16 protein-coding genes and 1 pseudogene are annotated in these 19,189 nt (G+C 38.0%); 12 read left to right on the top strand and 5 right to left on the bottom strand.

Features of this window, described 5'->3' with window-relative positions:
- Window positions 1-40 precede the first annotated feature (40 nt).
- The 8 genes from CVS93_RS02485 to CVS93_RS02520 all read left to right on the top strand — a co-directional run bounded on the left by CVS93_RS02485 (window position 41) and on the right by CVS93_RS02520 (window position 8,434).
- Window positions 41-1,810 carry a response regulator gene (locus tag CVS93_RS02485; RefSeq protein ID WP_107686445.1) on the top strand — a complete coding sequence of 590 codons (1,770 nt, stop codon included), beginning with the start codon at window positions 41-43 and terminating at the stop codon, window positions 1,808-1,810.
- 97 nt (window positions 1,811-1,907) lie between these two features.
- Complete coding sequence (locus CVS93_RS02490) at window positions 1,908-2,813, top strand: AEC family transporter (protein WP_107686446.1); 906 nt, start codon at window positions 1,908-1,910, stop codon at window positions 2,811-2,813.
- A gap of 62 nt (window positions 2,814-2,875) precedes the next feature.
- Window positions 2,876-3,130, top strand: coding sequence for a pyruvate kinase (locus CVS93_RS02495; RefSeq protein WP_107686447.1), 255 nt, complete (start codon window positions 2,876-2,878; stop codon window positions 3,128-3,130).
- A gap of 9 nt (window positions 3,131-3,139) precedes the next feature.
- Window positions 3,140-3,802: a response regulator transcription factor gene (locus CVS93_RS02500; protein WP_107686448.1), complete on the top strand. Its 663-nt coding sequence runs from the start codon at window positions 3,140-3,142 to the stop codon at window positions 3,800-3,802.
- The gene (locus CVS93_RS02505; RefSeq protein WP_107686449.1) at window positions 3,795-4,964 is read left to right on the top strand and encodes a sensor histidine kinase; all 1,170 of its coding nucleotides are present in this window, start codon (window positions 3,795-3,797) and stop codon (window positions 4,962-4,964) included. The genes CVS93_RS02500 and CVS93_RS02505 overlap by 8 nt, the downstream gene beginning before the upstream one ends.
- A 125-nt stretch (window positions 4,965-5,089) precedes the next feature.
- The gene (locus CVS93_RS02510) at window positions 5,090-6,565 is read left to right on the top strand and encodes an aldehyde dehydrogenase family protein (RefSeq protein WP_107686450.1); all 1,476 of its coding nucleotides are present in this window, start codon (window positions 5,090-5,092) and stop codon (window positions 6,563-6,565) included.
- Window positions 6,566-6,704: 139 nt separating this feature from the next.
- Complete coding sequence (locus tag CVS93_RS02515; RefSeq protein ID WP_107686451.1) at window positions 6,705-7,406, top strand: metallophosphoesterase; 702 nt, start codon at window positions 6,705-6,707, stop codon at window positions 7,404-7,406.
- A 2-nt stretch (window positions 7,407-7,408) separates the two neighbouring features.
- Window positions 7,409-8,434 carry a hypothetical protein gene (locus tag CVS93_RS02520; RefSeq protein ID WP_107686452.1) on the top strand — a complete coding sequence of 342 codons (1,026 nt, stop codon included), beginning with the start codon at window positions 7,409-7,411 and terminating at the stop codon, window positions 8,432-8,434.
- A gap of 90 nt (window positions 8,435-8,524) precedes the next feature.
- Here CVS93_RS02520 and CVS93_RS02525 read toward each other — a convergent pair whose 3' ends face one another.
- Complete coding sequence (locus CVS93_RS02525) at window positions 8,525-9,346, bottom strand: YihY family inner membrane protein (RefSeq protein ID WP_107686453.1); 822 nt, start codon at window positions 9,344-9,346, stop codon at window positions 8,525-8,527.
- 3 nt (window positions 9,347-9,349) lie between these two features.
- Window positions 9,350-10,072, bottom strand: coding sequence for a plasminogen-binding N-terminal domain-containing protein (locus tag CVS93_RS02530; protein ID WP_107686454.1), 723 nt, complete (start codon window positions 10,070-10,072; stop codon window positions 9,350-9,352).
- A 113-nt stretch (window positions 10,073-10,185) separates the two neighbouring features.
- On the opposite strand from CVS93_RS02530, the gene CVS93_RS02535 reads away from it, so the two are divergent.
- The 4 genes and pseudogenes from CVS93_RS02535 to CVS93_RS02550 all read left to right on the top strand — a co-directional run.
- Entirely contained in the window at window positions 10,186-11,355 is a 1,170-nt protein-coding gene (locus tag CVS93_RS02535) for a peptidoglycan DD-metalloendopeptidase family protein (protein WP_103618612.1), read from the top strand.
- Window positions 11,356-11,364: 9 nt separating this feature from the next.
- A complete protein-coding gene (gene mgtE / locus CVS93_RS02540) occupies window positions 11,365-12,732 on the top strand; it encodes a magnesium transporter (protein WP_107686455.1) in 1,368 nt (455 codons plus the stop codon).
- A complete protein-coding gene (locus tag CVS93_RS02545) occupies window positions 12,717-13,301 on the top strand; it encodes an NUDIX domain-containing protein (RefSeq protein WP_107686456.1) in 585 nt (194 codons plus the stop codon). Before mgtE ends, CVS93_RS02545 begins: the two co-directional genes overlap by 16 nt.
- Window positions 13,302-13,479: 178 nt before the next feature.
- Window positions 13,480-15,585, top strand: a pseudogene (locus tag CVS93_RS02550) (RNA degradosome polyphosphate kinase); the annotation flags it as partial.
- Between the two features lie 144 nt (window positions 15,586-15,729).
- Here the strand turns inward: CVS93_RS02550 and CVS93_RS02555 are convergent.
- The 3 genes from CVS93_RS02555 to hemC form a co-directional block, all read right to left on the bottom strand.
- Window positions 15,730-17,538, bottom strand: a complete 1,809-nt coding sequence (locus CVS93_RS02555) for a menaquinone biosynthesis decarboxylase (RefSeq protein WP_107686458.1) — start codon at window positions 17,536-17,538, stop codon at window positions 15,730-15,732.
- A gap of 368 nt (window positions 17,539-17,906) precedes the next feature.
- Complete coding sequence (locus CVS93_RS02560) at window positions 17,907-18,257, bottom strand: Imm10 family immunity protein (RefSeq protein ID WP_107686459.1); 351 nt, start codon at window positions 18,255-18,257, stop codon at window positions 17,907-17,909.
- Window positions 18,258-18,259: 2 nt separating this feature from the next.
- Window positions 18,260-19,189, bottom strand: coding sequence for a hydroxymethylbilane synthase (gene hemC, locus CVS93_RS02565; protein WP_107686460.1), 930 nt, complete (start codon window positions 19,187-19,189; stop codon window positions 18,260-18,262).

Here is a 19,189-nt window from a genome sequence, read left to right on the forward strand (position 1 = left end):
TATCCGATATTATCTGCAACATCTTTAAAAAGGATTTTAGATGAATATTGCATCGTTAAAACATAACTTTATAAATTTAAAAGATTTAGAAAATCCTACAGATATGCTCCATGCCTTTAAGGATAAACAAGGTTTAGAGATAAATAACGAACAAATTTCAAATTTAAAAGAAAGTATAAAAGCAAGCAAAGTTATAAATATCACTGATTCCGAGATCAAAGAGCAAAATAGACACAAAATCCTACAAAAAGTAGAAGAAATTTTAAACAACTACTCAAAAAATCTCATCTACAGTAACAATAAAATCCACTCCGATGAGCTTTCTAAAGGCTATCATTTTAGTGAAAATGCCTACTTTAAAAATATAAAAGCTTCAGATAGTAGCAGCATGCTATCTACACTAAAAAGTGGATACTTGGAAAATACAAAATTTAAAAATTTAAACGATTACGCTTATTCAAACACTCTAAAAACAAAATATGGCGAAGTAGAAGTATTTTTAGATATTTACGGCGATAACGATAAACTTGGCACTACAAAATTAGAAAATAATAGCTATCTTTTTAGCTTTGATAGTAATAACGATGGCGTGCTAGACCAAAAAGATATACTCTTTGATAAGCTAAAAGTAAGGGGTTACGACAAAGATGGAAATGAAAAAATAGCAAATTTAAGCGATGTGATGCCAAGGGTTGACCTTAGGCAGTTTATCAGCACAAATGTCATAAATCACAACCAAATAAAAAGAGAAGAGCTAAATCGTAAAGCAACGATCACAAATAATCCCGATCTTTACGTAGATACAAAAGATATTGATTATAGGCACTCTTACTACGCCTCAGATCCAAATACTTTGTTCGCTGCAGAAAACAGATATGAAAAGATAGAGAAAAATGATATAAATAATTTCTTTAAAAAATATGCCCAAAATGATGGCTGGGTCGATCTAAGACACAATAACATCTTTGGCAAAGATAGCTCTTTTAAAAATTTTGCCTATCTTAAAGTGGGTTTTGATGATACTGCAAGGCTAAGCGAGTTTAATCCGATCATTGAGCCAAGTAAAGATTACAAAAAAGATGAAAATTTCTCATATACAAAATTTCAAAAAGATAGTTTTATGAAATTTTACAAAGATTATAACGCTGAGTTTGACGCATATAACAAGATGATAGAAAATCTTGGCAATAATTTAAAGAAATTTGAAGAGAATGCGGATGCTTATATATCAAAGCTTGAGAAGACAAAATCAGCCAAAATGATCGCGATGGAAAATGAATTTAAGCAAGCAACTGGGCTTGAGTTTAGTATCTCAAATTTAAAAAAGGTAAAAAAGGCTTTTATAACAAATGAAGCCACAGCTGCCGCATCTTTGCAAGATAGCGATAGCGTCATAGCTATGAAGCTAAACAAAGATGGCACCATAAGGCTAAAATTTGATAGTGGTAGAGAGATAGACGTAAAAGAGCTTTATAACGATACTGGCAAGCTAAATACATCAAGCGAGCTAAAAACTAGCATAAATTTAGAGGCAAAAGATATGAATAATGTGCAGCTAAATAGCTTGGATTTTAAAGATATTGGCTTCATGCAAGGTGATAAAATCGTAAGCCTAAAAGATGCTGGAGCGATCGCTATTGTCAATCTATCTAATAAATTTGAGAGTAAATTTTTAATCAGTCTAAATAATGGCAAAAGTATATCTACAAGAGAAATTTATAATATAAGCTATCTTGAGAATGATTTAAAGAGTAAAGAAAAGATAGATGAGAGAGATAAATTTTATAAAAAGGTTGATATTAAGGCATAAATTTTGAGAGCAAATTTTAAAAAAGGTTTATTGTAATTTAATCTTATGGGTCCTATAATCAATTTTCCGTAAAAATTTAGATTTAAAAGAGAATGCTATGAACTTTACTCCACTTTTTGCAATTTTTTTCATAATCGCAACTGGTTTTTTTGCTAAAAAAGTCGGCATTGTTGAGCAAAAGCACTCGATCCCATTTGTGGATTTTGTCCTTTGTTTTGCAATGCCTGCGCTAATCTTTGACAAAATTTATCACGTAAACGTCGATGTTTCGCTTATAAATACAATTTTAATTGGCTTTGGCTCAACAGCTATCAGTGCTGTCATAGCATTGGTGCTTGGTAAGATCTTTAAATTTACTAAAGTAACAACTGTTAGTATGGTCATGCTAAGCCTTTTTGGTAATACCCTATTTGTCGGTATGCCTGTCATTCAAGGCTTCTTTGGCGATGCGATGGTAAATGAAGTCATCTTTTACGATCAAATAGCCACTGGTATCCCGCTTTCAATCCTTGGGCCACTTATTCTCTCTTTTGCTGCACCAGAGAAGGTTTCCCTATTTCAAAATACGATGAAAATTTTAAAATTTCCGCCATTTATCGCGCTTATTATGGCTCTTATCTTAAAAGAAGTCCCTTTGCCTGAGTTTATCTTTGCTCCACTTAGGATGTTTGAGGGTAGCGTTACTCCGGTGGCACTTTTTGCGATTGGTGTTGGACTTAACTTTAGTAGTATCACAAGCTCATATAAAGGCGTTAGCGTTGTGCTTTTGTGTAAGATGATCTTACCAGCTATCGTATTTTTTATCATATTAAAAGTCTCAGGTATCCAGATGAGCAAAACTTGGGTCGTTGGCCTCTTTCAATGTGCAATGCCAACATCAGCCCTTGCAAGTGCGATGGTCATAAAAGCTGGACTTGATAGCTCACTAGCCATCTCATCAGTGGCCATAGGCGTGCTATTTTCATTTATCACGCTTCCAGTTATATATTTTGTATTTGCGTAAATTCACGCTCACTTAACACTAAAGAGATAGTATTTCATCATATTTCATTTAAAGGAGACGTTATGAAGAAATTACTACTAGTTGCACTTGGTGCTATGTTTATGCTTGGTGGTCTTGCAAATGCTACTGAAATGATGAAAAAAGATGACATGGGCAAAGACGAGATGATGAAGAAAGAGCAGATGATGAAAGATGACATGGGCAAAAAACCCATGGTAAAAAAAGATGAGAGGAAAAAAGACGACATGGGCATGAAAGACGAAATGAAAAAAGACGACATGGGTATGAAAAAAGACGAAATGAAAAAAGGTATGTAAAGGTGCTTAATGGTTAGAATTTTGCTCGTTGAAGATGATGAAATTTTACTTGATCTCATCAGTGAGTATCTAGTTGAAAATGGCTATGAGGTCACTACTTCAGATAACGCCAAAGAAGCGCTTGATCTCGCCTACGAGCAAAATTTCGACCTGCTTATACTTGACGTCAAACTCCCACAAGGAGATGGCTTTTCACTTCTTTCTTCCTTAAGAGAGCTAGGTGTTAGCGCACCTAGCATCTTTACCACGTCACTAAATACCATTGATGATCTTGAAAAAGGCTACAAAAGTGGTTGCGACGACTATCTAAAAAAGCCATTTGAGCTAAAAGAGCTACTTATCCGCATACAAGCGCTTCTAAAGAGAAATTTCTCACATCACAGTGGCGATGTGATCAAAATTTCAGATGAGCTTAGCTTTCATCCGCAGAGCAAGACACTAAGCAAAGATGGTAAAAATGTAAATATCTCGAGTAAAGAGAGCGACCTACTCGCCCTATTTTTACAAAACAAAGGCAAAATTTTAACCAAAGATGAAATTTTTAATAAAATTTGGAAATTTGACGAGGAGCCAAGCGAGCTTAGCCTTCGTGTCTATATCAAAAATTTACGCCAAATTTTAGGCAAAGAGGCCATTTTAAATAGGCGTGGAGACGGCTACATCTATGTCTGAAAAGACGCAAATTTTATTTAAAATTCTATCCCTTTATCTTGTTAGCTCTGTGCTATTTTTAGGATATTTTTTCATCAATGACTACAAAAATAAAAAAGAAGCGCTCATTTTAAACGAGGTTAAGAGCCTAAAAGAGATAAAAATGGGCATTTACATGAAAGCTAGAATGAATGGACTTGGTTCAATTTCAAGTCTAACAAAAGAAAAAGGCGTGCATGCTTGCATCGTGCTAAAAAATGGCGAGAAAATTTATAAAGACTTTGACTGCCAAAAGATCGACAAAAGCAAAAATGTAAATTTGATCGGCGGCAAGGTCGCGATATTTGAAAAGATCCAGTACATGGACGACAACACTACAGACGAGCTCTCGCACGCAGATATTTTTCTAGTTGGCAAAGATATCAAGGCTGAAATTTTATCTTTACAAATTTCAACCACGCTAAAGGCGCTCTTTTTCTTTTTTGCCCTACTCTTTGTCGCCTTTTACCTCGCAAAACTAAGCCTAAGACCGCTTTATGAAAAGATAGATACGCTAAACCGCTTTATAAAAGACTCAACACACGAGATAAACACACCTCTAAGCGTCATCTCGATGAGCATAGAAACGGCTGATCTTGACAACCTAAATGAGCGAAATTTAAAGCGCTTTAACAACATAAGCCTCGCCGCAAAGAGCCTAAATAACATTTATGACGCGCTCGTTCATCTAAGCTTTAACCTAGATAAGCCTGGCAAAAAAGAGCTCATAGATCTAAATTTACTAACCACACAAAGGATGAACTATTTCTCGCCATTTTTTGCCAAACGCGGACTTAAGATAGATGCCAGTTTGAAGCCTAGCTTCATAAATGCAGACCTTGAGGATATGAGTAAAATTTTAGATAATCTCCTAAGCAACGCCGCAAAATACGCAGCGCAAAATTCAGAAGTACGCATCGTTTTAGAGCCAAATTTCTTTAGCATAAGCAACCTTGGCATTGGTATCAGCAAAGAGCAACAACTACAAATTTTTGATCGCTACACGAGATTTAACGACGATCAGGGTGGCTTTGGCATAGGACTAAGTCTAGTAAAAAGCTGCTGCATAAAAAATGGCATAGATGTAAAATGCCAAAGCGAACTTGGCAAAGAAACTACTTTTTCACTTTCTTGGAAAGACTAAACCCAAAATTTCTCATATTAGATAATAAATTTTATTAAAAAAGATAATTTATAGCAAAAATTTATTTTTGATAAATTTTATTAATATTATAATCCTTTTACAAAATCTTAATCGAGGAGAAAAGTATGAAGTTACTAGAAAAATATGGGCTTTTCATAAATGGTGAGTGGCGTGACGCAAAAGACGGCACTACCCTTGATGCAAAAAATCCAGCAAACGGCGATCACCTTGCAAAGATCGCAGATGCGACTGAAGAAGATGTAAATGACGCAGTTCGTGCTGCACGTGAGGCTTTTAAGAAATTTAAACACACTACAATTAGCGAGCGAGCAAAACTGCTAAACAAGATCGCTGATATCATTGATGAGCACAAAGAGCACCTCGCAAAAGTTGAGAGCATGGACAACGGCAAGCCGATCCGTGAGACGCTAAATGTCGATATCCATTTTGCAGCCGAGCATTTTAGGTACTTTGCTGGCGTTATCATGGGCGAAGAAGGCAGCGCGAATGTGCTTGACGAGAAGCAACTTTCTATCGTTTTACGCGAGCCACTAGGCGTCGTAGGTCAGATCGTACCTTGGAATTTTCCATTTTTAATGGCAGCTTGGAAGCTAGCTCCAGTGATCGCAGCAGGCGATGCGAGCGTATTTAAACCTTCAAGCGAGACAAGTCTAAGCGTGCTTGAACTATTTAGGCTGATAGATAAAATTTTGCCAAAAGGTTTAATAAACATCGTAACTGGCAAAGGTAGCAAGAGCGGCGAGTGGATCAAAAACCACCCAGGCCTTGACAAGCTAGCATTTACCGGCTCAACAGAGATCGGCCGTGATATCGCCATAGCAGCAGCTAGACGCATCATCCCGGCCACACTTGAGCTTGGCGGCAAAAGCGCAAACATCTTCTTTAGCGACGCAAATTTAGACAAGGCACTTGATGGTCTTCAGCTTGGAATTTTATTTAACCAAGGTCAAGTTTGCTGCGCAGGGTCTAGAATTTTCGTAGAAGAGAGCTTTTATGACAAATTTATCGAGGCTGCTGTTAAGAAATTTAGCACTATAAAAGTTGGCGATCCGCTTGATCCTAACACTCAAATGGGCTCACAGATCAATAAAAAACAAGCCGAGCAGATCTTAGAGTACGTCGAGATCGGCAAAAAAGAAGGTGCAAAAGTAGCAGTCGGTGGCAAAGCCTACACCGCAAATGGTTGCGACAAGGGCGCATTTGTCGAGCCAACACTGTTGGTTGATGTGACAAACGATATGAGAGTGGCTCAAGAAGAAATCTTTGGACCAGTTGGCGTTGTCATCAAATTTAAAGATGAAGCCGAGCTTATCAAAATGGTAAACGATAGCGAGTATGGCCTAGGTGGCGGAATTTTTACTCAAGACATCACAAAAGCTCTAAGAGTTGCAAGGTCTATGGAGACTGGCAGAGTCTGGGTCAATACTTATAATCAAATCCCAGCAGGAAGCCCATTTGGTGGATATAAAAACTCAGGAATCGGCCGCGAGACACACAAGATCATACTTGAACACTACACTCAGATGAAAAATATCATGATCGATCTCACCGGCAAGGTCAGCGGATTTTACGCACAATGATTTTAGGGAGCTTAGGCTCCCTACTGCTTTAAATTTCTAAATTTAACCTTTTAAATTTAACCCTTTTCTAAATTTATCATCAAACAACAACCTTCATTTTTAAGCTTAATAGACTAAAATTTGGCACAAAGGAGAAAATTTGAGCGAGCAAATTTATATTATAGGCGATGTGCACGGCTGTTTTAATACACTTTTAAAGCTCATTGATCAGTTTCCAAACAAAGAAAAATCACAAATTTGCTTTGTAGGAGATGTGATAGATAGAGGGCCTTGTAGCTGCGAGACAGTCGAGCTAATCATACAAAATAATTATAAAATGGTAATGGGAAATCATGAGCGAAGGCTGCTAAGCAACAAAGATTTCTTTTTAAAAAACAAAATACCATTTGATACAAGTTGGTTTTACAATAATGGTGGCGAAGAAACATACAGATCATACCTAGCTCAAAGCGTGGGGTTCAAGCAAAGGCACATAGAATTTTTAGAAAGCATTCCAGTATATTTAGAGTTTAAAGACCACAAAAACCAAAATGGCGAGCATTTGGTCGTTTCGCACTCGGCTGTTGGCAAATTTTGGACTTTAAGAGATGATGATGGCTCAAGAGATGAGTTTAGAAGGCATGTACTATCAGGCAGAGGCGATATGATGCAAGTTGAAGGCATATTTAATGTCTACGGACATACGCCAGTGCGTGAGGCTAAGCTCTATACAAATAGCGCCAATATCGATACAGGATGTGTTTTTAACGAAGAAGGATATGACAAGCTAAGTGCCTTAGAATTTCCATCGATGAAAATTTATACGCAAAAAAATGTTGAAAATTTTAATAAACAAGGATAAAAATGTGGTTTTCTAAAAAGAGCTCTAGCTTTGCAAGCAGAGTTGATAAATTTTGGAGCGAGTTTGGCAAAAATTTAGACGCCATCAAACAAAATTTAGAAGATAAAAATTTTGAAGCTGCAAGCAAAATGACCGAAGAGGCGCTAAATTTATGTTTGGTTGATCCAACTTTTATGATAGGCCTTATTGATGGAAAGATCGATCTAGTACTCACTCCAGAAGGACTCAAACATAGGCTTTTGTGGCTTAAATTTGTCAAATCGCGCATGCCAAAAGAGTATGAGGCAAAGCTTACTTGCACACTTGGCAAGCCACGTGCACCACGAAACGTCGCTACTATACAAATGTATGGCGTAAGCGTTGATGCAAATGAGGTCATGGTCTATGCAAAATTTAATGACAAAAGCGTAGATATGTGCCTATATAACGAGACTCTAAGTAAGCTTAAAAGCGAAGATGAAAATAAGGCTTATACATTATCGCTCATACTTTGTGACAACGTAGTTGGTGAGATGATCATGATAAATATGCTTGGAGAGTTTGAGATAATAGACGAACCAAGAGAAAAAGGCGTGCCACTGATCGACTTTGCCGATCTTATAGATGAGAAATTTGGTAAAGAAGCCTCAAACGAGCCACTTAAGAATTTTATGGTCTATGAGCTAGAGCCTCGTTCAAACAAGCTACGTGACGATGTTTTTACAGGATATACATCTCTTAGCGAGCTACTAAACGAATACTACGACGGCGCAAGCGATACCTATAACGAAGCTTTTGAACTTGGCATAAATTTTTGCTTTTTAGCCATATCTCACGGTGGTGACATACAGTTTGGCGTTGATAGCAAAAACAAAATTTCAGATGCGCTAAAGGAGAGTGAAATTTGCGAGATCATAGGTGAAGCAAATGGCGAGATGCGATCTTACATAGATCTTATCTGCTTTGACAAAGACGAGCTAGAGAAAAAGACTAAAGAATTTAGCAAAGAACTTGGTGTAAAGATAGAAATTTGCGAGTTTAAACGATAATTTTACATAAGATTTTACATAAAATAATACAAATCACGCCAGCTGGTAAATTTATAAAAATATATTGCCAGCTGGTACTAACTATTAAATTTATCTTTTAAATTTTGAACTGTTTGAGAGATAAGCACAAAGCTTTAGTCCATATAAAAAGATGATCCACGATATATAGATCCAAACAAAGAAGAAAAGCACTGCTGAAAACGAGCCATAAACGCTTAGATAGGTCTTGTTGTAAAGGACGTAATAGACAAAGGCCGACTTTCCAAGATACCAAACAAGCGAGGCTGCAAACGAGCTAAAAAATGCGCTTTTAAACTTTATCTCGTCATTTACTGAGATGAGATATGTGATGCAAAATATCGCCCAGATGATGAGATATGGGAATATGCTTAAAAAATTTATCGAGTTTGTGATCACGTTTGAGTTTAGCATCTCTTGAATGAAGCTTGAAAGATAAAAACTACCAGCAAGACCAAGTGGCGCGAGCGTGATAAGTGTCCAATACGAGCTAAGTGCTGACCAAAATCCTCTAGCCTTACTTGCACGTGTCACTTTTAAAACTACATATTCATAGTCGCTAAAAAACATAGCCGATGTAAATATCATCGCTACAAAGCCAACTATGCCTAAATTTCCGCTATTTTGTAAGAAATTTTGCAAGTAGTTTGAGATGATCTCTTGGTTACTTGGCAAAAGAGCCGAAAATATAAAGTCTTGAATCTTGGCGTAATAATCCTCAAAACTAGGCAATTTTGTAAAGATAGAAAACGATATAAGAAGTATCGGAATGATCGATAAAATCGTATGAAAACTAAGGCTTGAGGCATAGTGAAAGAGCTCTTTGTCCTTAAGCGTTGGAAGCAAATTTAAAAACTCCTTTAAATTTTGCTTACTTAAGGACAAACGGCTCATTTATCAGTTATCTTCTTCAAAAAGTTTTTCGTAGTGAGCGTCGTAGTTGTTGATATGCTCACTATTTAGCTTCCAAAACACAGTGTCTATGTCGCTAACTCTTGTATAAAATGGCAGCTGATAGTACTCGACCTCACCACTTTTAAATTCTTTTAACACTTTAAAGCTTTGGCAATCAGCAAAAACGCTTCTGCCATCCATTGCTACGAAAATTAAACCAGCTGCACTTTGAGCGCACATTTTTCTAAAGTCATCTCTGCTTGGATTTGGCTTGTACTCGTAGCTTAGATACGCTCCTATAATATCTGGGTGAATAAATATCATATTTGGAAACGTAGAAGTGATCTCTTCGTAAATTTCTTTATTTGGCACGATGATTAATGAGCGGTTATAAAGATAGTTTAGCACGACCATATCGCCATTTACAGGTGCAATACCTGGAAGCGGGAGTGCCTTTTGTTCAAGCAGATCAAACACCTCAAATCTAATCTTAGCAAAACCAGAATTTTTTGAGATAACGCTAACTCTTGCGATGATAGAGCTATCAGTGTCAAATTTATGAAGCACAACTCCACTTGAGCCGATTAAAATTTCTGGACTATCAACTATCGTCGCTGTGCCATCACTATCGACGCTAATTATAGGAGTTCTATACTCATTTAAAGAAAAATCGGCCCCAAAAGCAAAGCCAAAAACTAGCGATAAAATCACAAATATACGTTTCAAAAATATCTCCTAGGTTTAAATTTTTAGAGCGATTATAGCCTAAAATGCTTTATCTTTTGCAAAATTAAAGCAAGTTTTAGTTAAAATCCCACCAGCTTTTTAAAAGGACATTAATGCCTCGTATTTTTATAATTTTTGCAATATTATCTATAAATTTATACGCTATAAAGCCAAGTGTCGAAGAGCTTAGCTGGCCAAATGGAAGTAACTTCTTAAATTTCTTAGAGACAAACAAAATCCCACTTTCACTTTACTACAACTTAGCAACCGAAGATCAAGAGCTAACAGAAGAGATCATCGCTGGCACAAAGTATCAAATTTATAAAGACGACAACGGCAACACCAAACAAGTACTAATCCCTGTTAGTGACGAGCTTCAAATGCATATTTTTAGAGATGATAATGATAAATTTAAACTAGAATTTCTCCCCATTTCTTATCAAAGTGAGGATAAATTTTTAGCTTTAAAGGTGGACAAATCAGTCTCTGAAGACATTTTTGACTACACCGGCTCTGGCACATTAGCCCTTGGCTTTAAAGAAATCTTTAAAGGAAGTGGTATTGATTTTAAAAAGATAAACAAAGGCGATACAATTGCTATCGTTTATAATCAAAAAATACGCATGGGCCGCTCTTTTGGTACTCCAGAAATTTATGCTGCGATGATAGAAACGAAAAATAAACGATATGTTATGTATAAATTTGAAGATAAATTTTATGATAAAAATGGTAAAAAAAATGATAAATTTTTACTTGTTCGCCCTCTTACAAACGCCAGAATCACATCAGCTTTTACTCTAAAAAGATGGCACCCTATTCTCCAAAGATATAGAGCGCACCTTGGCGTTGACTACGGTGCTCCAAAAGGCACACCAATCAAAGCCGCAGGTGATGGCACGGTTAAATTTGTCGGACAAAAAAGCGGATATGGCAGAACCGTCATCATCTCTCACGCTGGTGGCTACGAGACACTTTATGCTCACCTAAATGGCTTTGCTAAAGGCATAAAAGGCGGACTAAAAGTCAAGCAAGGCACGCTTATAGCTTACGTTGGCACAAGCGGTATGAGCACAGGGCCACATCTTCATTTTGGTCTTTATAGAGACAATAAACCTATAAATCCAGAAAGTGCAATAAAAGTCGTTAAAAGCCTAGAGGATAAGAAAGAATCAGCTAAATTTAAGGCAGTTGTTAGCAAAAATGACGAGCTAATAAAAAATGCTTTAAGCAACGAAAAAGAGTACCACAAAGTGGAATTTTTCCCTAATGTAATAGAATTTTAAAGGTAAAACTTGAGCCAAGAACTAGAAGAAGCAAAAGAGCTGATAGATCAGCATTTAGATGAAAATTTAGAAGACAATGAACTCTCGCCTTACGAGCTAGCCCAACACCTAAAAACACTTAAAAAGCACGACGAGGAGCTTTTTGCTCACTATCTTGAGAAGCTAGATCCTGAAATTTTAGGTGATGTTGCTATCGAGCTACCTGATCACATGCTAAAAGATGTGATCGAACAACTTCCAGCCGAAAAGATCGTAGAAGCACTTGAAGAGCTAGAGAGTGATGATGCGACTGATTTGCTTCAATACATCGAGGATATCGATGAGGATAAAGCTAGAGAGCTTTTTAATGAGCTTGATAGAGAAAACCAAAATGAAATTTTAAGACTTAGAAGCTACGAAGAAGATAGAGCTGGTGCTCACATGCAAACAGAGCTTTTTTCGGCTCACCTTGAAGAAAAGCTTGGCAATGCAGTAGCAAGGCTTAGACGAGAAAAGCAAGAAGGCAAGCTAGAAAATATCTCACAGCTTTTCATTATAGATAAAGACGGTGTTTTGCAATACGCTATCCCACTTGAAGATCTTATACTTTTTGATTTTACAAAGACGCTAAAGCAAAATATCGAGTCAGCGCAGATCGATCACTACAAGCCGCATGTTGCAAATGATATGGACCTTATGCAAAATGTCGCTGATATGTTTCAAGAGTACGATCTAAACGTTATTGCAGTTACAAGTAGCACTGGAATCTTACTTGGTCGTATCACGTCTGATGACATCCACGACTACATTCAAGAGAGTGCAACTGAGCAAATTTATAATCTAGCCGGCGTTGATGACGAGTCAGAAGAGGACGATACACTTTTTAAGGCTGGTCGTGGTCGTGCAGTTTGGCTTGGCGTAAATTTAATAACAGCTCTTTTTAGCTCATCTATAATAGGACTTTTTGACGAGACAATCGCAGCCTACGTCGCTCTTGCTGTTTTAATGCCAATAGTTGCATCAATGGGTGGAAATACCGGCACACAAGCGCTTGCCGTTACGGTTCGCCGTTTGGCACTTGGCGAGATAGAGTTCAAAGATGCCAAAAATGTTCTAAAACGTGAGGTTAGTATTTCACTCATAAATGGACTAATCTTTGGTGTGGTAATGGGCATAATCGCCTCTGTTTGGTTTGACAAAGGTATGCTTGGCGTTGTTATCGGGCTTAGCATGGTTACGAATTTATTCTTTGCTGGCTTTTTTGGCACGATCATACCTTTGACGCTAAGGCGCTTTAACATAGATCCTGCCGTTGGTTCAGCCGTCATTCTTACTACTTTTACTGATGCGATAGGATTTTTTAGCTTTTTAGGACTTGCAAAATGGATACTACTATAACTAATTTAGAAATTCTGCCTCTTGATGAGTCAAAATATTTAAAGCCATTTAAGATGAAATTTGTGCAAAATGGTGTCCAAAGAGACTGGGACTGCGTAAAAGTGATGAATAGCGTTAGTATTTTTTTATATCACGAGCAAAAAGATGCCTTTTTGTTTGTAAAGCAGTTTCGCCCAGCTGTTTGGTACTCACAAGAAAAGGAAGGCATCAAAACAAACGAGCAAGGCTTTACTTACGAACTTTGTGCAGGGCTTATGGATAAAGGACTAAGCGAAGAGCAAACAGCCAGAGAAGAGGCGATCGAAGAAGTGGGCTATGAGCTAAAAGAGATAGAGCGTATCACGATGACATACGGTGCTTTTGGCTTTGGAGGCAATATGCAAACGATGTTTTACGCAAAGATCGATGAGAGTATGAAGGTAAATTCTGGCGGTGGCGTCGACGGCGAAGATATCGAGCTTGTTTTCATAAAACAAGAAGATATGATGAAATTTGCCTTCGACGAGAGCAAAGTCAAGGGCTTTGGGCTCATCTTTGCTTATTTGTGGTGGGAGAAATTTAAAAGCTAAAACGATATCTTTTTAATAAGCGCAAAAACAACGACTGCCACTAAAAAGATACCAACCAATATCACATAATCAGACATAACAAGCCTTTAAATTTAAATTTTGGCTTATTGTAACCAAAAATTTAAATAAAGTAAGAACTTTATAACCGCACATATCATAAAATAACTCAAAAACACACAAGGAGAAGATGATGAGCGAAAATGAAACTCTTTTTATAAACCGAGAATTAAGCTGGCTACGCTTTAATTCAAGGGTACTCGCTCAGTGTGAAAAGGAAATTCCTTTACTTGAAAAGCTAAAATTTATAGCCATTTATATGACAAATCTTGATGAATTTTATATGATCAGAGTTGCTGGCTTAAAGCAGCTTTTCGCAGCTGGAGCTACTACAAGCAGTGGCGATGGCATGAGCCCACTTGATCAGCTAAGAGAGATTAGAAAATATCTACAAAATGAGCAAAATTTAGTAGAAGATCACTATAAAAAAACAGTAAATGCTCTTAGTAAAGAGGGGCTTTTTATAAAAAATTATGATGAGCTTGATGATAGCTTGAAGCAAAAATGCGACGAATACTTTTTCTCAAATATCTTGCCAGTCATCGTTCCCATCGCTGTCGATGCGACTCATCCATTTCCGCACCTAAACAACCTTAGCTTTTCTCTTGCCGTTAAGCTTGCTGATATCGAACATCCAGAAATTTTAAAATACGGCATGATAAGAATTTCAAGAGTCTTGCCACGTTTTACACAGCCAAGTAGCAATGTTTTTGTGCCGATTGAAACGATCGTGCATCGCCACGCAGAAGAAATTTTCCCAGGGTATAAGCTACTTAGCTCGGCTGCTTTTAGAGTGACAAGAAACGCTGATATCGTCATCGAAGAAGAAGAAGCAGATGATTTTATGATGATACTTGAGCAAGGGCTAAAGCTTCGCAGAAAAGGGGCTTTTGTTCGTATGCAAATCGATAAAAACGTAGATGCTGACATCTTGGACTTCTTAAATTTTCATATGAAAATTTTTCATAAAGATGTCTATTTTTCAAGCATTCCACTCACTCTTAGCTCACTTTGGGAGATAGCTGGAAGCAAAAATTTTACCCACCTAGCAAATGCGCCTTATGTTCCAAAAACGCTACCACCATTTGGCAATGGCATATCTGTATTTGACGCCATAGATAAAGAAGATGTGCTCTTAGTGCATCCATTTGAGAGTTTTGATCCAGTTGTAAGCTTTATAAAAGAAGCTAGTAAAGATCCAAAAGTCATATCTATTCGAATGACACTTTATAGAGTCGATAAAAGCTCACCAATAATTCAAAGTCTAATAGACGCCGCAAGTGACGGCAAGCAAGTAACCGTGATGGTTGAGCTAAAAGCTAGGTTTGATGAGGAAAATAACCTGCACTGGGCAAAGGCGCTTGAAGATGCTGGAGCGCACGTGATATATGGCATCACAGGCTTTAAGGTGCATGCAAAAGTTAGCCAGGTCATCCGCCAAATCGGCGATAAGCTTAAATTTTATATGCACTTTGGCACAGGCAACTACAACGGCAGTTCGGCTAAAATTTACACCGACGTGAGCCTATTTACGAGCAAAGAAGAATTTAGCCAAGATACGACTTCGTTTTTTCACATCCTCTCAGGATATAATAAAAATCGCCGTCTAAACGCTCTTAGCATGTCGCCTTTTCAGATAAAAGAGCGTATCATCGAAAAGATAAGAGTAGAAGCTAGCAAAGGCAGCGAGGGTAGGATCATTGCCAAAATGAATGCGCTAATCGACGAAGATGTGATAAACGAGCTTAGCCGCGCATCAAACGCAGGTGTGAAGATCGATCTTATAGTTCGTGGTGTGTGCGGACTAAGGCCTGGCATAAAAGGCAAAAGCGAAAATATAAAAGTTCGCTCAATAATCGGCAAATACTTAGAGCACGCTAGAATTTTATACTTTAAACATGCTCAGCCAAAAATTTATATCTCAAGTGCTGACTGGATGCCAAGAAATCTAGAGCGTCGCTTGGAGCTTATGACACCTATCTTTGAGCCAAGGCTTCAAGAGAGGTTGCTTGAAATTTTAGAGCTTCAGCTAAGCGATAATGACCTAGCTTTTGAGCTACAAAATAGCGGCGAATACGTAAAAGTAGCAAGAAGTGAAAATGAAAAAGTAATATCTTGCCACGAAGTTTTGGAAAATTATATATCTAAAATTTACAAATTCGTAAAAAAAGATACAGATAAAGCAAAAGCCGATATGCTCGCAAGCAAGCTCTTAAAAGAGAGCTAAAAATAAATTAAGCTTTTAGACCCAGTCTAAAAGCTATTTTTAAATTAGCAAACAAACACTAGCATTTGATTAAGTAAGTCTTATTAAAAATTTCAAATCCGCAGCAAAAAGCAAAATTTATAAATTTACTTGAGCCCCTCAAAGCTAGCCAAATATTTCAAATTTTTTAAATAACTCTGGCTCATCTTTTACTATGCCGCGCTTAACTAGATCAGCAACTACTTCGCGGTCACAATCCGTTTGTAGCGGCCAGCCACGCGCATATCCCTCACGCTCATCTTTGCTAGTGGCATCTACGCAGAAATTTTCACCATCTATGAAAATATCACGCAATGCATCAATATTATTTGTCACACGCCAAAGTAGCATATATGGGTTTTCAAGGTGATTTTGCATATCTACAACGATAAGGAGTTTGAAAAATTCTCTAAATGTCAAAAGTTTGTCAAAAAGCTCTTTTACCACACAGTCTTTTTCAAATTTCACCACACAAATAGGCGTTTTGGTATCCGTTTTAAACTGCTTAAGCTCTTTTACATTTGGCGCAACACTTTGAAATTTATCCAAAAGTTCATCATCGTTTAAAAGCTTTGGTATAAATTTACAAAAATCCTGCGTCGCATCTACACCGAGTTTACCGCCAAAGCACGAATTTGGACTAGCGTGATCAAGCTGATCGCACACACCTTGGCTTATTAGCACACTCTGGCTACCAAAACGATTTAGAACAAAGCTAGTAAATTCATCATAATCTTTAAGTTCAGGCGCATCGGCTCCAACAAAAATGGCATGTTTTACAAAACTCATCTGTCCAACGCCCCAAAATGCGTGCATAGCCTGCTTTGCATGAGCTGGATAGAGCGTATTTATCTTGGCCAAGATTAGGTTGTGAAAAACACCATTTTCAGGCATGTTGTAGTCCAGTAGTTCAGGCACGGTCGTTCGCAAAAGTGGCAAAAAAACCCGCTCAGTCGCCCAGCCCATATATTTATCCTCAAGTGGTGGCTTTCCAACCACAGTCGCGTGAAATACCGGCTCACGCTTGCTAGTTATCGCCGTAACCTCCATCACCGGAAAAGGCTCGATAGGCGTATAAAAGCCGGTATGATCGCCAAATGGCCCCTCAAGCTCGCACTTAGCCGTATCCACAAAGCCCTCTATCACGTAGTCTACATCGTGCGGGACGTAAATTTCATTCGTTAAGGATTTTACAAGTTTGGCTGGCTCTTTGCGGATAAAACCATAAAGCAAAAGTTCAAAAACTCCCTTTGGAAGCGGCGCTTGCCCACACCAGATGTAGAGTGGATCGCCGCCAATAGCTACAGAGACTGGCATTTTTTTGCCTGCACGCTTATACTCGTGAAAGAAATTTGCGCCGTCTTTATGTATCTGCCAGTGCATGCCAAGGCGGTTTTTGTCATAAATTTGCAGTCTATACATGCCTAAATTTTGCAAATTTCCATCCAAACTTTGCGTATAGACCTGCCCCATTGTAATAAAAGCGCCACCATCATGTGGCCACGTCTTTAGCACAGGTAGGCTCAAAAGATCAGCCTCCTCACCTATAAATTTTACCTGCTGGCACTCACCCTCACCTTTTAATCTCTTAGTAAAAATTTTTCTCATATTAAAAAGATAGGCTAAAAAATCAAGCTTTTCTTTTAAATTTTTAGGTTTTTTGGGCTTTAAAAGCTTTTCTATCTCATCTGCTATCTCATTAGGCTTTAGCCCAAAGATAAGCTCAAGTGCGTGTTTTGAGCCATAGATATTTGTAAGCACTGGGGCAAATTTACGCCCAGTTTTTTTGCAGATAGGATTTGTAAAAAGTAGCGCTTGCGAGCCCTCACGCTTGACCTCGATATAGCTAGCGTGCGCGATCTCAAGATCAATATCTGTTGGCTCGTCGATAACACGAAGTAGATTATTTTCTTTTAAAAGCTTGATGTAGTCCATATTTCGCCTTTTTGATTTTTGGGCGATTTTAGCCAAAAATAGCTGAAAAAGGCGAAGCAAAGCGGGTATTTATTATTTGTTGCATGCACCGATAGCTATCAGAGTATCTATCGCTATTTCAGACGCAGTCTTTGCGGTATTATCTCGCCGTTTAAATAGATGCAAGCGCTAAATTTATACTCCATTGTCGAATGTCTGTAAACTAGCGCTCAACGCACACCTATGCATGGCCGGTATACTTACGTCTTTTCCAAAGTAACTCATCACAAATTTTTTGTTAGGTTAAACACTAGATGGCATCGTGGTTTTGAAAACGGCAGTAAATTTTGTAAATTTAATCTTTTTTTGCAAATTGATTAAATTTATAGCTACTCTAACAACTCGCCAAATATCTCTTTGCTATATTTCATAAAGCGCTCGTTAAGCTTTACATCCTCAATATCAATGCAAATGCGGCTATCTTGCACCTCAAAAATAATAGTTTTATCAGTGATCTTCACCTTTTTGCAAGAGTTGTAGCAAATATCGCCGTTGCACTCTGCGTATAGGCCGCTTATGTCGGCGTTTTCGTCGTCATCTTTTTTGAGTTTGATCGGTCTTTGAAAGATTATGTAGTTTTTGTAGTCGTATTTGTCGTCTGCAAGACCGATCATATAGTAGTTGTCTTTGCTATTTTTGGTAGCACTTATGGCTTTTGCTTTAAAATTTAGCTCAAACACGCTTACGCCATCTCTTCAGCCCGTTTTAAAAGCTCTCTAGCACCTTTTTCTATAAATTTATGCGCTAGCTCCTTGCCGACACTTTGAAATTTATCTTTGCTAGTCTTTAAGCTATCTTTTATAAACTCACTTCCATCAGGCAGACCAACGATCGCATCGATAGAAATTTCATCGCCTTTTAGTCTTGCACTTATGCCTATTGGCACTTGGCAGCCGCCTTCTAAAACGCTTACAAAATCACGCTCTATGGTCGTTTCAATGACCGCATTTTCGTCGTTTAGAAAATCAATCTGATCTAAAATTTGCTTCTCATCTCTAGCTTCTATACCAAGAGCGCCCTGACCCATCGCAGGTATCATCTCATCAAAGCCAAATGTGTAGATGTGTGCCACTTCAGCCTTGATATTTAGGCGGTTTATGCCAGCCATCGCCAAAATGATCGCGTCAAATTCGCCCTCTTTTAGCTTTCTAAGTCTAGTTTGCACGTTTCCACGAAGCGAAATGATCTCAAGATCAGGCCTCATGATAAGTAGCTGCATCTTTCGGCGTAGGCTCGTTGTGCCAACTTTTGCGCCGTGCGGTAGGTCGCTAAATTTAGCAAATTTCTCACTTATCATAGCATCTCTGGTGTCCTCGCGTGAGCAGATTGCTGCGAGCTTTAATCCATCTGGAAATACGACAGGCACGTCTTTTAGGCTATGCACGGCGATATCAGTCTCGCCTTTTAGCATGCTATCTTCAAGCTCTTTTGTAAAAAGCCCCTTTCCGCCGATCTTTGCAAGTGGCGTATCAAGTATCACGTCGCCCTTTGTCTTCATGCCCTCAAGCACGACCTTCATGCCCTTGTGCTGCGCCTCGATCCTAGCCTTGATATGCTCGCTTTGCCAAAGCGCTAAGATGCTCTTTCTAGTTGCTATTTTTATCTCTTTCAT

Source organism: Campylobacter concisus, assembly GCF_003048535.1.
GTDB classification, from domain to species: domain Bacteria; phylum Campylobacterota; class Campylobacteria; order Campylobacterales; family Campylobacteraceae; genus Campylobacter_A; species Campylobacter_A concisus_S.

Excerpts from the sequence above, each read along its gene's own strand:
- CVS93_RS02505 (WP_107686449.1), top strand. The coding sequence starts at position 3,795 with ATGTCTGAAAAGACGCAAATTTTATTTAAAATTCTATCCCTTTATCTT.
- CVS93_RS02520 (WP_107686452.1), top strand. The coding sequence starts at position 7,409 with ATGTGGTTTTCTAAAAAGAGCTCTAGCTTTGCAAGCAGAGTTGATAAA.
- CVS93_RS02535 (WP_103618612.1), top strand. The coding sequence starts at position 10,186 with ATGCCTCGTATTTTTATAATTTTTGCAATATTATCTATAAATTTATAC.
- CVS93_RS02485 (WP_107686445.1), top strand. The coding sequence starts at position 41 with ATGAATATTGCATCGTTAAAACATAACTTTATAAATTTAAAAGATTTA.
- CVS93_RS02555 (WP_107686458.1), bottom strand. The coding sequence starts at position 17,538 with ATGGACTACATCAAGCTTTTAAAAGAAAATAATCTACTTCGTGTTATC.
- hemC (WP_107686460.1), bottom strand. The coding sequence starts at position 19,189 with ATGAAAGAGATAAAAATAGCAACTAGAAAGAGCATCTTAGCGCTTTGG.
- CVS93_RS02495 (WP_107686447.1), top strand. The coding sequence starts at position 2,876 with ATGAAGAAATTACTACTAGTTGCACTTGGTGCTATGTTTATGCTTGGT.
- CVS93_RS02510 (WP_107686450.1), top strand. The coding sequence starts at position 5,090 with ATGAAGTTACTAGAAAAATATGGGCTTTTCATAAATGGTGAGTGGCGT.
- CVS93_RS02490 (WP_107686446.1), top strand. The coding sequence starts at position 1,908 with ATGAACTTTACTCCACTTTTTGCAATTTTTTTCATAATCGCAACTGGT.
- CVS93_RS02525 (WP_107686453.1), bottom strand. The coding sequence starts at position 9,346 with ATGAGCCGTTTGTCCTTAAGTAAGCAAAATTTAAAGGAGTTTTTAAAT.
- CVS93_RS02500 (WP_107686448.1), top strand. The coding sequence starts at position 3,140 with ATGGTTAGAATTTTGCTCGTTGAAGATGATGAAATTTTACTTGATCTC.
- CVS93_RS02545 (WP_107686456.1), top strand. The coding sequence starts at position 12,717 with ATGGATACTACTATAACTAATTTAGAAATTCTGCCTCTTGATGAGTCA.